This window comes from Flavobacterium sp. WC2509 (assembly GCF_052683105.1).
Window position 1 is genome coordinate 2787388 of record NZ_JBQZFG010000001.1, and the last position, 15372, is coordinate 2802759.

Annotated in this window: 15 protein-coding genes; 4 read left to right on the forward strand and 11 right to left on the reverse strand. The window is 31.2% G+C overall.

The features are described 5' to 3' along the window. The first annotated feature begins 43 nt into the window (after positions 1–43). Both ACUN3A_RS11580 and ACUN3A_RS11585 read left to right on the forward strand, forming a co-directional pair. Positions 44–1039 (forward strand): PorP/SprF family type IX secretion system membrane protein, encoded by a 996-nt coding sequence (locus ACUN3A_RS11580; RefSeq protein WP_445551446.1) that lies wholly within the window; start codon positions 44–46, stop codon positions 1037–1039. Between the two features lie 14 nt (positions 1040–1053). Beyond that, complete coding sequence (locus ACUN3A_RS11585; RefSeq protein ID WP_445551447.1) at positions 1054–1566, forward strand: gamma carbonic anhydrase family protein; 513 nt, start codon at positions 1054–1056, stop codon at positions 1564–1566. Positions 1567–1592: 26 nt separating this feature from the next. Here the strand turns inward: ACUN3A_RS11585 and ACUN3A_RS11590 are convergent, their stop codons facing one another. The 5 genes from ACUN3A_RS11590 to ACUN3A_RS11610 form a co-directional block, all read right to left on the reverse strand. Continuing rightward, positions 1593–2306, reverse strand: coding sequence for a LytR/AlgR family response regulator transcription factor (locus ACUN3A_RS11590; protein WP_445551448.1), 714 nt, complete (start codon positions 2304–2306; stop codon positions 1593–1595). Between the two features lie 134 nt (positions 2307–2440). After that, entirely contained in the window at positions 2441–3532 is a 1092-nt protein-coding gene (locus ACUN3A_RS11595; protein ID WP_445551449.1) for a sensor histidine kinase, read from the reverse strand. Then, complete coding sequence (locus ACUN3A_RS11600) at positions 3533–3793, reverse strand: DUF4907 domain-containing protein (RefSeq protein ID WP_445551450.1); 261 nt, start codon at positions 3791–3793, stop codon at positions 3533–3535. It lies immediately after the preceding gene. Positions 3794–3881: 88 nt separating this feature from the next. Further along, positions 3882–4877, reverse strand: a complete 996-nt coding sequence (locus ACUN3A_RS11605) for a kelch repeat-containing protein (protein ID WP_445551451.1) — start codon at positions 4875–4877, stop codon at positions 3882–3884. 17 nt (positions 4878–4894) lie between these two features. Continuing rightward, the gene (locus tag ACUN3A_RS11610) at positions 4895–5758 is read right to left on the reverse strand and encodes a DUF6268 family outer membrane beta-barrel protein (protein WP_445551452.1); all 864 of its coding nucleotides are present in this window, start codon (positions 5756–5758) and stop codon (positions 4895–4897) included. A gap of 230 nt (positions 5759–5988) precedes the next feature. Between ACUN3A_RS11610 and ACUN3A_RS11615 the strand changes: the two genes are divergently transcribed. Then, a complete protein-coding gene (locus ACUN3A_RS11615; protein WP_445551453.1) occupies positions 5989–7311 on the forward strand; it encodes a DUF4270 family protein in 1323 nt (440 codons plus the stop codon). After that, positions 7312–8550: an aromatic hydrocarbon degradation protein gene (locus ACUN3A_RS11620; RefSeq protein WP_445551454.1), complete on the forward strand. Its 1239-nt coding sequence runs from the start codon at positions 7312–7314 to the stop codon at positions 8548–8550. A 1-nt stretch (position 8551) separates the two neighbouring features. Here the strand turns inward: ACUN3A_RS11620 and murI are convergent, their stop codons facing one another. The 6 genes from murI to porG all read right to left on the reverse strand — a co-directional run bounded on the left by murI (position 8552) and on the right by porG (position 15324). Next, positions 8552–9328: a glutamate racemase gene (gene murI, locus ACUN3A_RS11625; RefSeq protein WP_445551455.1), complete on the reverse strand. Its 777-nt coding sequence runs from the start codon at positions 9326–9328 to the stop codon at positions 8552–8554. A 159-nt stretch (positions 9329–9487) separates the two neighbouring features. Continuing rightward, positions 9488–9988, reverse strand: coding sequence for an OmpH family outer membrane protein (locus ACUN3A_RS11630; protein WP_445551456.1), 501 nt, complete (start codon positions 9986–9988; stop codon positions 9488–9490). Positions 9989–10025: 37 nt separating this feature from the next. Continuing rightward, entirely contained in the window at positions 10026–11192 is a 1167-nt protein-coding gene (locus ACUN3A_RS11635; RefSeq protein WP_445551457.1) for an OmpH family outer membrane protein, read from the reverse strand. A gap of 35 nt (positions 11193–11227) precedes the next feature. Beyond that, complete coding sequence (locus ACUN3A_RS11640) at positions 11228–13969, reverse strand: BamA/OMP85 family outer membrane protein (protein ID WP_445551458.1); 2742 nt, start codon at positions 13967–13969, stop codon at positions 11228–11230. After that, positions 13902–14639 carry an isoprenyl transferase gene (locus ACUN3A_RS11645; protein ID WP_445551459.1) on the reverse strand — a complete coding sequence of 246 codons (738 nt, stop codon included), beginning with the start codon at positions 14637–14639 and terminating at the stop codon, positions 13902–13904. Before ACUN3A_RS11645 ends, ACUN3A_RS11640 begins: the two co-directional genes overlap by 68 nt. A 7-nt stretch (positions 14640–14646) precedes the next feature. Further along, positions 14647–15324 (reverse strand): type IX secretion system protein PorG, encoded by a 678-nt coding sequence (porG, locus tag ACUN3A_RS11650; RefSeq protein ID WP_445551460.1) that lies wholly within the window; start codon positions 15322–15324, stop codon positions 14647–14649. Positions 15325–15372 lie beyond the last annotated feature (48 nt).

The window sequence follows — 15372 nt, forward strand, 5'->3', positions numbered from 1 at the left end:
AAAAGTATTTTTTTTGATATTAATTTTATAACTCATTCCATAAATGTATACTAGAATCAAGTTAGTGATTGTTCTGTTTTTTATTAGTTTTAATACTTTTTCACAGGAAGGAATACCTGTATATTCAGACTATTTATCAGATAATTATTATTTGATTTTCCCATCTATGGCGGGTGCTTCAAATTGTAGTAAACTAAGGCTTACCGCAAGAAAACAATGGTTTGGTCAAGATGACGCACCAGCTCTTCAAACGTTAAGTTATAATGGTAGAGTAGGAGAGAGATCGGGTTTGGGAGCTATTGTTTTTAACGATGTTAATGGGTATCATTCGCAATTTGGTTTCAAAGCTACTTATGCGCATCATATCATGTTTTCCAGAGACGAAATTGATTTGAATCAGTTGTCTTTTGGGGTTAATGTTGGATTTAATCAAAGTCAATTAGATCAAAGTGAATTTCAACAATCTGGAGATTACGATCCTATCTTGGGAGATATACAGGAAAACGCCTCTTATTTTAATTTAGATATTGGTGCTTCTTATAATTTATTCGATTTCAGTTTAAATGCTGTTGTGAAAAACGTTTTAGAAACCAGGCAAAAACTCTATACTGAATATGAAAGTGATAATTTAAGAAAATTTATCATTAGTGGGGGCTATATTTTTGGTAACGCTAATAAGGTTTTATGGGAGCCATCTTTGCTTTATCAATATGTAGATAAAACAAAAGAAAGTGCTTTGGATATGAATTTAAAAGCGTATAAAAATTTAGAAATGGGGCAATTATGGGGTGGTTTGTCTTATAGAAAAAGTTTTGATGGAGCCCAATATACCAATGGAAGTGGAACCAATAGCCAGAAATTACAATATCTTACTCCTGTTTTAGGTTTTAATTATGATAGGTTTATGTTTGCTTATACTTATACTCATTTGTTGGGGGATGTACAGTACAGTAATTCAGGATTTCATCAAATAACTTTGGGATACAACTTTTCATGTAGACCTAGAAAATACGATTGTAATTGTCCAGCAATTAACTAATTATAATTTTAAGTATGATAATAAAGTCTGTTAACGGAAAATCACCAATTATACCTGAAGATTGTTATGTGGCTGAAAATGCTACTATTGTAGGTGATGTTACTTTTGGCACTGAATGCAGTGTTTGGTTTAACGCTGTACTTCGTGGCGATGTAAATTCTATTACCATTGGAAATAAAGTGAATATTCAAGACGGAGCAATTGTTCATTGTACCTATCAAAAACACCCTACTGTTATCGGTAATAATGTTTCTATTGGCCATAATGCCATTGTACATGGATGCACTATTCATGACAATGTATTAATAGGCATGGGAGCTATTGTTATGGATAATTGCGTTATTGAGAGCAATTCAATAATAGGAGCAGGATCTGTAATTACACAAAATACAGTTGTAGAATCAGGTACCATTTGGGCTGGCGTTCCAGCTAAGAAAGTGAAGGATATTGACCAGTCTAATTTTGCTGGAGAAATAGAACGCATTTCAAATAATTATGTGATGTATTCGAGTTGGTTCAAAGAGTAAAAGCCAAATTTTAATTGAATTCCAGCTTAGATATTTATTTTTTCGAAAAAGGAATTCTTATAACTTTCACTAATTGGCAACCTTTTATCTGTTATTAATACTTTGTTTTTTTGAATGGACTTTACGTGTTTGATATTAATAATATACGAACGATGAATCCTTGCAAAACCTTTGGAGGATAATAAGTTTTCTAGTTTTATCAAACTTATTAAAGTCAAGGTGTATTTATTGTCAGTAGTATATATTTTGACATAGTCTTTTAGTCCTTCGATAAATAAAATATCAGTAAAATTAATTTTTACATTTTCATATTCCGCTCGTACGAACATAAAATCATGTTCAATTTCTGGAGAATTTATTGTTGGATTTGTTGCAGGAAGACTTTTTGGGGCAAAAGTTTGTTGTGCTCGTAATACCGCTTTTAAAAATCGATTAAAAGGAATTGGCTTTACTAAATAATCTACCGCACCAAGATTAAAACCTTCGACAGCATAATCTGAATAAGCAGTTGTAAATATGATTAATGGTTTTTTTTCGATCGCATTAATAAAATCAATTCCAGAAAAATGTGGCATTTCGATATCCAAAAAGATTAAATCAATTTCGGTTTGATTAATTATCGATATAGCGTCTATTGCATTGGTAAATGTGGTCACCAGTTCGAGTGAATCTACTCTTCCAACAAATTCTACCAATAAATCTACAGCTAATGGCTCGTCGTCTATAATAACACATTTCATATATGCAAAATTTATTTATTAGAAGTCATATATGTTATCGCCTTTATTTATTGATGCTTGTTTGCAATAAACTCGTTGTTAATGGCGATTTCATATTTCCTTATTTATAATATTGGTACAAATGCTGTATTTGTTTATGCCCGAATTTGATCTAATTGTAAAACCAAATTAACGGTATATTTTGAGTCTGTTGATGTTAGTTCCAATTGATGTGTGTTCGGATAAAGCAAAGTAAGTCTATTTTTGATATTAGCCAAGCCTATTCCTGAATTTTCGGGATCTTTCTTATGGTTTGCAATTTGATTTTCTATCCAAAAAGTGAGCGTGTTTTCTACGATTGTTATTACGATTTTCACATAAGCACTTCCTTTATAATCGGTTCCATATTTGAATGCATTTTCAATAAATGAAATCAATAACATGGGTTCTATAAATTTATCTCTAGTATTGCCATGGATGTTTATACTAATATTTTCAATGTTGTTAAGTCTTAGTTTTTGTAATTCAATATAGTTTTTAATGTAATTGATTTCCTTTTCGAGTAAAACAGATTTATTATCGGTTTCATAAAGCATATACCGCATCATTTCGGATAAAGTAACAATGGCATCGGGAACCAAATCAGATTTTTTATGCGCTAATGAATAAATACTATTTAATGAATTAAATAAAAAGTGAGGATTGGTTTGATTTCTTAAATAGTTTAATTCTGTTGCCGTTCTTTGGTTTTCGGTAATCAATTTGTTTTGTTGATCGTCATAAAACTCAGATAATGTTTTGATAATTGTACTAATAGCTACAATTAATAGGTAAAAGACAGCAGGTACAATTTTAAAGAAAAAAGGTTGATCCCTTTTGTAAATTCTATGGTCAGTGTTTTGAAATCTATTAGGCATTCTTGAAAAATCCATGTCGTTTGGACGTCTCATTTCCTTAAATTCCGGAGTAAAAAATTCATGTCTGAAGACCATGAAAATGGTAATCAAAACTAATATAATACCTATATAATATCCATATTTTTTTTGTAGTAAAAAGTAAGTAACCAGATAATTATAGTTGAGGTAAAATATGATTATTCCTGTTATCCATTGGATATAAAAATCGATACCAATGCGTTGTGGACTTTCGTAAAATTGAATTAGAGAGGTGCCAATAAAAAAACACCAAATGATAGTATGAATTAGTATTTTATTGGAGTCACTATTTTTAATTAATACGATGTTCATCTACATTTTTATTTTTAATAAAATTAAATCATTTTTTGTAATTGTTGGCGAATTGTTAGCGTTCAATTTTTTGACAACTAATTGCCCCACAGCCAATGCTTCTTTTTCTGTTTTAAAGCTTTTGGAGTTGCGAATTACGGGTATTATGGTTTGTTTTATAATGATTTTATCGTTGTTGGTAATTTGATATCCCCAACCATCCGTAACTTTTATTGATTGAATTTTTAAGTCTTGTTCTTTTTGACAAATAACAAATAACATTGATCCGATTAAAAATAGAATTAGGCTTAAATTTAAAATATAAGACAAATTCTTCTGGTTTTTTTTCCAGAAGAATTTGTTGTTGGTATTAATTGTCATCGTCATTTTGTTCTTCTTTTGGTTTAAATTCCCATACATCATCAAAATAAGAAGTTCCTGATTTTCCTAACATAACGAATCCTCTTGCTCCGTCTATGGTTATCCCTAGCGCATCAGATCTTCCTGATCCTTCTAATGCTGTTTTGGAAGTCCAAATATCGGTACCAGGGTTGTATTCCCAAATGGTGTTTCCACTTGAACCACAAGCAATATAGCCCAGTCCATTAATTGAAAAACTAGATGCGTTGGCTCTTACGATAGAATAGGTTTCGTGATCACTCTCGTCATCATCTAAATCTCTTTTTCTAGTCCATACATCTGTGTTTGGATCAAAAGCCCAAAAATCAACTTGATTTACACCACTGTTTACTCCAGTTCCTAAATAGGCAATGTTGTTAATTACAAATACTGTAGCATTTCTTCTTTTGTTACCGCTAAAACCATTTACCTGCGTCCAAGTATTATTCGTATCGCTATATTGATAAAAATCTTTTAAATAATTACCATCGTATCCTGTTCCCAAGTAAGCTTTTCCGCCCACTTGAAAACCCACGGCACTATAACGGGCAGTTCCTTCAAAATCTGCTTTTTGTGTCCAAGAATTGGTATCTGGATTGTATTGGTAAAAATCTTTTAATTTGTTAGTTCCATCATAGCCAAGGCCTAGGTAGCCTTTTCCGTTTAATTCAAAACCTGAACTTGAACTCCTGGCAACACCTGTGAAATCTGCTTTTTGTTCCCAATAATCTCCTGTCGAGTTGTATGCCCATAAGTCTTTTAGATATTCATCTCCCGTGTAACCAGTGGCTACATAGGCATACGCGCCTATGACAAAACTTGTTGCGCTGGATCGGGCAGGTCCATCAAATGCTGATTTTTTTACCCAGTTTCCTAGTATTTCCTCATCATCGTCATTACTGCATCCAATAAAAACTAAGCTAATGAGTAATGTGGAAATAAATATCCCTTTTTTAAAATGTTTCATAATGTGTATAGTGTTTATTAAAGTTTGTATTTTATGCTAATAGAAAAAACGTTTCCATTTTTTAGTGATTGATTTATTTCTGATGTGTTATTTTTATCAGAAAACTTAAATTCTTTGTTTGTAGAATATCCTCCTTTGATGCCAACAAACCATGAGGTATCTATATTTCTTTCATATTGTAATGCAGTTTCCATTTGAGAAAAGCCAACCTTAGTTATAGGACTTCCATTGTCAGTGATAATGGGTGGATTTAGGTTGTAATTACTTCCGCTAAAATCATTTGTTAAACTAAAATTATCACGAACACTACTAAAATAGCTTAGTATAGAATTTGGAAAACCAATTTTTAAATAAGTGTCTTTATTGAATTGATGGTTCAATGAGATTGTTGGTAGTATCTGTGGCTTTCCAAAAACGGTCATTCTTTTTATTCCAATATCAATGCTGTTTTTTTTGCTTAGTATTTGATTAATCTCAATTCCTCCTAAAATAGTCACATCAGAAATGCTAATAGTATTCTGAAAATTCACGGTAGGTTCGATGCTAAGATTCAATTTTGTTTTTTCTGTCAATTGATGAAAAAATTGAAAAGCGTTGCCAAAACTATTAAAGTGAGTATTACTATAATTAGAATTATAATTTTCTAATAGATAGGTTTCTATTTCATCCGAAATTGTTGTGCTCTTGTATTTAAAAGTATTGGTCAATTTATTTGAGGTATTGATTTCTTTGAAAAAAAGTATTCCAATTTCTGTTTGTTTTATTGAACCATTATCTATTGGTTCTGTTTTGGTATTAAAATTTATGACACTTCCATTTTGTGCATAAACACTAAATAGTGGTATTAGAATCAATAGTGCTGTATAGTAGTGTATTCTCATTATTTAATTATTGGCTCAAATGTAGTTGTGTAGTCAATTAATAAAAAAGAATATATATGCTTGCCCTTATTTTATAGACAAACGGGTGATTCAATAGGTTGAATCTCGATTTGAAACAGAATAAGAACTTGTAGATTCTTTTTTTGTTTCTATGGATAGATTATGCTAATTGGTATATGTTGTTAGGACTGCTGGAATGTGTGCTTATATATTTGCTTAAAAAATGGAGTATGTATAAGTTTTTGGTTTTAATTTTTGCAGGCTTGCTTATTATTTCCTGCGATTCAGATACTGATGTAGGTGAGTTTGTCGTTGGAGCAGATTATTTAGCTCTTAAAAACAAAGTAATTTCAATAGATACAGTAACAGTTGATGTGTCTACTATAAAATTGGATTCTTTGGTTACTTCAAGTGAAAGCAGAATTCTAGTTGGGAATTATGATGATCCGCTTTTTGGAAAAATAAAATCGGACAGTTATTTTCAAGTTGCTACTTCTACATTTAATCTGTACAACCAAAGTTCAGATACTGAAGCTACAGGTTATGTTTTTGATTCGATAGCAATGATTTTGAGATATGATAACTATTATTATGCTGATACTACAAAGGTTCAGACTTTAAATGTTCATAGAGTATTGAAAAATTTTAAGCCTAATACGAATGATTCTAGTTTTTATAATAGTTCGGCTTTAACGTATGATTATAATAGTTTGGGTACAATCAGTTATAGACCAAAACCAATTGGTAAAGACAGTATCAATATAAAATTGGACAATGTATTTGGAAAGGAGCTTTTTAATAAGTTTAAGAATCATGAAATTGAAAGCTATACAGACTTTACAGATTATTTAAAGGGTTTTGTAATAGAATCATCATCAACCGCTTCTTCTAGTGTAATTGGGTTTAAAATGACTAGTGTGGTTCGTTTGTATTATTCAAAAGGTATTGGTAGTACGAGCGATAATTATTCTATGGATTTTACAATTTCAGATATTAGTAAGCAATTTAATGCTGTTTCGTCGGATAGAGTAGGTACACTAATTCAAGATTTGCCTTTATCCAAAATGAACTTATCCAGTAAGCTTACTTCTAATACAGGCTTTATTCAATCTGGAGCAGGAATAGCTTGTCGGATAGATTTTCCAAATATAAAAGAGTTGAAATACCTCTCAGAAAAAGGTGCAATAGTAGATGCGAAGTTAATTCTGAGGCCTGCCAAAAATTCGTATTCTAAAATGTACCCTTTGCCAGATACGCTAAGTGTTTATGTTGTTGATAAACTAAATCGAATAAAATCAGTATTTGCAGATTCTAATGGTACAACGGAAGTGGCTATATTGACTAATGCAGATGATGAGTTTGGTGAAAATGTGGGTTATCAAATATCATTGGGGGCTTTTTTGCAAAAAGAAATGCTAAAAGAGTCTGATTCGAAAAGTGGCTTACTCTTTACTTTACCCTCTTTATCAAAAATTGTTGGGCGAGTTGCTTTGGGAGACCAAATAAATAAGGACAGTAAATTAAAATTGCAAATTTATTATATAACGTATTAAATGAAAAAATATATTTCGTTTTTGGTTTTAATGTTTTTTTCTTCTTTAGCATCTTATTGTCAAAGTATCGCTACTTCGCCTTATTCGCTTTTTGGATTAGGTAGTTTGTACGAGTCTAATTTTGGAATAACATCAGCATTGGGTGCTGCTGGAATAGCTTTACCTTCGGATGATTTTATCAATAATAAAAATGCTGCTTCTTTGGTAGATATTCCTGCCAATAATTTCTTTTTTGAAGTTGGAGGAACAGGAATTCAATCCTCTTTTCAAAGTAATTTAAAAACGGAAAATAGAAATAATGTTCAGTTTTCTCATTTTGCTTTTGCTTTTCCTATTACCAAAAAATCTGCTTTTAGTGTTGCGATGATGCCTTATTCAAGTTCTTCTTTTAAAGTGTCAGGACTAAAAATCCCAATAATTGATGGGAGTAATGAATATTATTATTTGGATGTCATTGGTACAGGGGGATTGAATAATTTGGATCTGTCATATGCCTATAAATTTGGAAATAAATTATCGTTGGCTTTTTCTGCTTCCGTTCTTTTTGGGAATACAACAGATGAGAGAACGTATTCAATTAGTAATTCGGTTACAAGTATCGATAAGAAAGTTAGCTATACCGGTATTCGACCTATTTTAAGTTCACAATTCAAAATGAGTCCATCGTTAACTTTTGGATTGAATGTAAAATCTCCTGTAGGGGTAAATGCATCCAAAACACAATCAGTTACTGTTATAAACGATTTTGGGACTATGAATTTAGAAACTGATAAAGTATCAGATACAGATGATTTTTATTTGCCTTTGGATATTGGATTTGGGGTGAACAAATCATTTTCGAAGAAATTGAATGTAACTTTTGATTATGAAAAAAGCTTTTGGAGCGCTACTAATCAATCTGACATGTATGGTAGTTTTACGGATCAGGAAAAGTTTTCATTTGGTTTATCATATCTTAAAGCAAAAACATCCAGAAATTATTTTGATAGAATAAAATTTGCAGCGGGTGCTCATTATGATTCTGGTTATTTGATGGTGAGCAATAATAAAATTGATGATAAGAATTTTTCTGTAGGAGTTTCTCTGCCTTTAGATCACTTATCTTCTGCTTTGTTTATTTCGTATACTTATGGAAGTAAAGGGAAAATTACCAATTCATTAATTCAGGAAAATTACCACAAACTGACATTAAATCTTAATCTAGATGGAGTTTGGTTTGTTAGAAGGAAAGAGGAATAAATTAAAACTCTTTTTCTTCGACCTTGTATTTGTTTTCTAAGATTTCTGTTAATACTTTAGGATTAGTATTAGTGTAAAAAATAGATTCTCCTTTTTTGTTATCTGAAAAACCAGTTTTTTCTCTGAGTATATTTTGAGTTTGTCTAGCTACAGCTTCACCAGAATCTATAATGTGAATGTGATCAGGGAGAATTTTTTTTATCTGCGGGATCAAATAAGGATAATGACTGCAGCCCAAAACTAAGTAATCAATATTAGCTTCAATCATTGGGGTAAGATAGGAATAGAGTAATTGAGTCATTTCTAAAGATTCGATTTTACCTTCTTCAATTAACTGAACTAAGCCATAACCTATTTGCTCAATAATTTTGGTGTCTTGGAATTTCTCTGTCGTTTTATTAAAAAGCTCACTGTTTAAGGTTCCTTTTGTGGCCAGTATTCCTATTGTTTGAGTTCTGGAGTTTGTTGCTGCTGGTTTTATCGCAGGTTCTATGCCAATAAATGGTATGTCGTATTTTGCTCTTAATTCCTGAATGGCATTAGTTGTTGCGGTATTACAAGCTACTACAATTAATTTGCACCCCATTTCAATCAATAAATCAGTATTTTTCATGCTTAACGCAATGATTTCTTTTTTTGATTTTTGCCCATAGGGAGCATTTTTACTATCTGCTAAATAAATGGTTTTTTCGTTTGGTAATAATTCATTAATGGCCTTCCAGATAGAAGTTCCTCCAATTCCAGAGTCAAAAACGCCAATAGGATTATTGTTAGTCATGCTTTTAAATTTAAATAGAGTATTGTTTATTGATACTTTATAACTACTGTTGATAGTTGGATTTCCAAGTTTAAATATACTACATTTTATAGCGTAAAAAAAAACTGCTCAGTCTAAAAATTGTTTAGAGAGAGCAGCTTTTTAATTGGTTTTATTAGATTAAAAACCTAGATCTTTTTTTACATCAATAGTAATGTTAGTTCCGTCAGCAAGTAAAAGAGTTGAACTATCAAATACATATTGGAATCCTTTAGCTTTACCAACTTTTTGGATAGAAGCTTTTACTTTTTCCATAATTGGTTTCATGATTTCAGATTCTTTATTTTGTAATTCTTTTTGAGCGTTGTCTCTAAAGTCAACAATTCTTTTTTGCATATCTTGAACTTCTTTAGAACGTTCTTGATTTATAGCTTCTGTAACAGTAGCAGATTCAGCTTCGTATTTTTTTAATTTTGCTTGGTATTCGTCTACCATTTTTTTGTAGTCAGCGTCATAAGTTGTACTCAACGTTTGTAATTGCTTTTGAGCATCTAAAATAGCTGGCATTTTCCCCATAATTTCACTTACATCAACGTGTGCCACTTTAGTTTGAGCGCTTGAAATTTGATTAGCTCCTATAAATAGTATTGCAGCAATTAGTAAAGTTTTGAATTGTTTCATCGTTTTTAAAATGTTTAATAATTAATAGTGTTTGTATTTATTTCGTTTCATTTGTTTTTTTGAGTGCTTCTTTCTCTTGAATTTCTTTTAATCTTTTTTCTTCAAGAGCTTTTTTATTCGCTTCTCTTTCTTCCAGAATTTTTTTCTTTCTTTCTTCTAAAGCTTTTTTTCTTTCTTCTTGAAGATCTGGCTTAACTTCTGGAGTTGCAGTTTTTGCTGTGTCTGTATTTCCAGTTGTTGTTGTAGCATTTTTGTTATCAGTTGCAGTTGTTGGCGTAAAAACGGCACTATTCTTTTTAGCTTCTCTTTCTTCCAGAATTTTTTTCTTTCTTTCCTCTAAAGCTTTTTTTCTTTCTTCCTGAACATTTTGAGCTGCTGTTTTAGCAGTGTCTGTATTTCCAGTTGTTGTGGCATTTGTGTTGTCAGTACTAGCTGGGGCAACAACTGTGCCATTTTTTTTAGCTTCTCTTTCGGCTAATAATTGTTTTCTTTTTTCTTCGTATTTTCTCTTTGTCTCTTCTTGGGCTGCTTTTTTGTCAGCTACTAATTTTTCCCTTGCAGCTTGTTTGTCTAATATTACCTTTTCTCTTGCTGCCAGATCAGGGTTTTCGTCTAAAGCATCTTCTTTTTCTTCTTTTATTTGTTCTTCTTTTAACTGTTTTTTAGTTAATTGTTCTCTTTTTTCAGTTCGATTTAATACTCGAATAACCTGGTCACTAATATCAAATCTTTTTGCAGCAAAAAGAATAGTTAAGTGTGAAGATTTGTCAAATATAAAATCATATTTTTTAGCTTCAGCAATATCTTGAACAGCTGTAAAAACTTGATCTTGTATTGGTTTTACTAAGCCCGCTTTTTGGATTATTAAATCTCCATTTGGACCAAATCTTTTTTGTTGGTAATCTAATTTTTCAGTTTCAAGAAACTTTATTTCGGTTTCTCTTTCTTCTATTAATTCAGCTGTTAATAAAGGTTTTTCGGCTTTTAAAGCTTCAGTTAGTTTGTTTATTTCTAATTTCTTAGCTTCAATTTCTTGTTTCCATTTATTAGCTTTTTGCTCTAATTGTGCTTTAGCCTCGGTATAATTTGGTACATTTTGTAATATGTATTCCATATCAATGTAACCTACTTTGTTTCCTCTGGTTTGAGCATTAATTGTTATTGCAATTAAGAATAAAATTATAAATAAAAATCCTTTTCTCATAATTTTTAATTTTAGAAATTTCAAGCCAAATTTATTTAAAATTGTTGTCCAATTATAAAGTGCGTTTGCCATCCACTTGGTTGTATTGCTCCTGGAACTGCATCATATCCATAACCAAAATCAATTCCTAATAATCCAAAAGCAGGCATAAATACTCTTAATCCAACTCCTGATGAACGAGCTAAATTGAATGGTTGATAATCTGATAATGACGCATAAGATTGTCCTGCTTCTGCAAAAGCTAATGCATAAATAGAGGCTGCTGCTTTTAGAGTAATTGGATAACGTAATTCTAATGAGAATTTGTTATAAATAGTTGCTCCATAAGCATCTCCATTACTATTTGCAGGAGTTAAAGAGCCATTTTCATATCCTCTTAATTGTATGTTTTGTCTTCCGTCTATAGAACTACCTGCCATACCGTCTCCTCCTAAATAGTATCTTTCAAAAGGAATAACTCCTCTATCTTGATTGTAAGCTCCTAAGAATCCGAATTGTACTAAACTGCGTAATACCAGTTTTTTATATAAAGTAGTAAACCAATCTCCAGTAAATTGAACTTTATAGTATTCTAACCATTTGTATTTTTCCTGATCTACTTTTGCAGGGTCGGCTACTGCATCTTGATAATGATCAACTTTGTTTGCAACAGTACCAGATGAAGGCAGTTTGTCCAAGTAATCACCTGAATTTACTACTCTATCATTGCTATCTACATAAGATACTCCAGAATAAATATATTTATATTTTTCTTGATCTCCTAATGTAGCATAATCTATTCCGTTGAAAAGTGAATATGGAAGAGTGAATTCACCAGTTACACTAAATTCAGCTCCATAAGTAGGGAATATTGGATTTACCCCTTTACTGTTACGAGTTAAACCAACGTTGTAAGATAGATTTTTTGAGCTACCATTTGCGAATGTAAATAAACCATAATAGTAATTATGTAAATCGTATTGTTGGAATCTAAGTGACTGTGAAAGGGTGAAAAAATCATCTGGCACAGTTAATCTTTTTGCCAATCCTACTGATAATGATAAAATGTTAATGTATTTAGATTTATCAATTTGTTGTGTCTGATAATTAGAACTGTACTGTTGACTAAATGCAAATGATGTACTAAAAGAAACAGGTTTTTTCCCTCCAAACCAAGGCTCAGAAAAAGATAAACTGTACGTTCTGTAATACGAACTCGCTTGCAAACGTAAAGCTACTTTTTGTCCATCTCCCATTGGAAGTGGATGATAGGCCTCTTTGTTAAACATGTTCTTTGCCGAAAAGTTATTAAAAGATAATCCTAAAGTACCAACGAAACCACCTCCGCCGTATCCTCCTTGAAGCTCTATTTGACTGGCTCCTTTTTCTACAACATTGTATTCAATATCTACTGTACCTGCTCCAGAATCTACATTCTTGAATTTTGGATCTATTTTTTCAGGGTCGAAAAAACCTAATTGACCAATCTCTCTTATGGTTCTTACAAGTTCAGCTTTATTGTATTTTTCTCCTGGTTTTGTTCTTAATTCTCTATAGATAACTTTATCATTGGTTTTGTCATTTCCAACTACTGTGATCTTATTGAAATAAGCAATAGGTCCTTCTGTAATTCGAATTTCAAAATCTATTGTATTATCTGTTGTTTTTGTCTCTACAGCATTAATGTTAGAGAATAGATATCCATTATTTTGGTATAAATTGGTTATGTCATCTCCATCAGGTTTTGACTTGTCGGCAATTCTTTCTTGTAAAAGTACACCGTTGTAGACATCACCCTTGCGGATTCCCAACATGCTTCTTAAACCTTCATCAGAATATACAGTATTCCCAATGAATTTAACGTCTCCAAAATAATATTTAAGTCCTTCTTCAACTTTAATTTTGATGTAAATCGCATTGTTTTTTTCGTTGTAAGCAACAGAGTCACCTACGATTCGGGCATCACGATATCCAATTTTTTTATAGTCACTTACTATTTTTTCTAGGTCTTCTTGGTATTTGTCTTCAATGAATTTTGATCTCTTCAAAAAGTTAATTGAGTTCTTAACTTTTGTGTTTTTCATTGAACTTAGCAGTTTTTTACTCGGGATTTCTTTATTTCCTTCAAAATCAATTTTGTATATTTTGATTTTGTCGCCAACATCTACCTTTACAACCATGTTTACATGATTTATTTCAGTAGTATCTTTAGATGTAATTATGTTGACTTTAGTGTTGAAAAATCCGTCTTTCTTATATTTTTTCTCAATATAATTTTTGGTAGTCGTAATTAAGTTTTCGGTTACAATCTTGCCTTTAGTCAGACCATTATCTTTAATAAAACTTTCGGTTTTACTTTTGGATACTCCAACGAATTTAACTTGACTTATTTTGGGTAATTCTTTAATATTAAGGTCTAGAAAAATACTGTCATTTTCTATTCGATTGATATAAAAAGCAATTTCATCAAAGAGTCCAAGTTTTCCTAATTTTTTTATAGAGCTACTGATTTGTTCGCCAGGAATTGTTATTTCCTGTCCTTTTTCCAAACCGGCAAATGTAACTACAGTTTGTGGATTGAAGCTAATATCTCCAACTACTTTTACATCTCCTAATATGTATTTTTTACCTTGGTCAAATGGTACTCTATCCTGTGCTTTAATTTGGGTGAAAGTTCCTAAAATTATAAAAGTAAGGACTAGTTTTATGCTTCTATTTAACACTAAAAAATTATTTAATTTGTTCGCTTGTTTTTCCAAATCGACGTTCTCTTTTTTGATAACTAATGATAGCCTCATATAAATCTTCTTCTTTAAAATCTGGCCATAACACATCAGTAAAGTATAATTCCGCATAGGCTATTTGCCATAACATGAAGTTACTTATTCTGTGTTCGCCACCAGTTCTTATTAATAAATCTACATCAGGTAAATTGTGCGTGTAAAGATGCTCATTAATAATTGAATCGTCAATACTGTCTATTGAAATTATATTATTTTTAACTTTATTGCTTATTTCTTTTATTAGATGTGTTAATTCTTCTCTGGATCCGTAGCTTAAAGCTAGGGTCAATGTCATTTTAGTGTTTTCTTTGGTTTTTTCAATACAATCAAAAATCACTTTTTGAGCAGCTAAAGGGAGTTTATCTATATTCCCAATAGCATTCATTTTAATGTTATTTTCCAGCATTGATTTAAGCTCCTTTTTTAAGGATCTTATTAAAACTTTCATTAAAGCTTCTACTTCATATTTAGGTCTGTTCCAATTTTCGGTAGAAAAAGTATAAAGCGTTAAGTGTTTAATACCTAAATTAGAGCATTCTTCTATGATTTTTGTCAAAGATTCTGAGCCACTTTCGTGTCCAATTGTTCTAAGAAATCCTTGTTGTTTCGCCCAACGACCGTTTCCATCCATGATGATGGCTAGGTGTTTAGGAACATTGTTTGTATTTATTTTGTCTTTTAACATCTTTATATTAATCTGCGCAGTAACATGGTTTTTTTCCAAAAGTATAAGTCAATGTCATACCTGTGAATACGTACCAATCATTATTATTTATATTTCCAAATTTTGGTAAGCTACTATCGCTAGGATTGCTACCGTCAATATTGTCTGTGAATGTATATCTTGCTCCCGTTTCTAATGCTAAAATGAAACTCCTTGATATATTGGTTTTAACACCTAAAGTTATTGGTATAGCAATAGAGTTTTTTGTGCCATTTTTTTTTGTTTCTCCCGATGTAACATACAGGTTGTCATACATGAAATAACTTAAACCACTGTATACATACGGTGTGAATTTAGGTCTTTCCAGATGCAAATTAAAATCAAAAAAATTAAATTCCAATCCTGCAGATAATTCTTTTATATTATTAGTAAAATGATATCCTCTGTTGTATCGACCTGGTTCTTTAGAATCATGGTCATTTCCTGAAATTTGGGATTGTGTATATGAAAATCTATAAGCATGTCTTGGGCTCTTATTCCATTTGTATAAAATTCCAAAAGCAGCTTTATTTGGATCAATATAAGTTGTTGATCCTGTATCTCCTATGTAATTACTGCCTCCAGCGAAAATACCTATTTCATGAATTTGAGCATGAATGGTACTAAAGGTGAAAAAGCACAAAAATGAAAAGAAAATCTTGCTCATAAATTTTTAAATTGCCTGCAAATATAATAATTATCAATAGGATTCAAT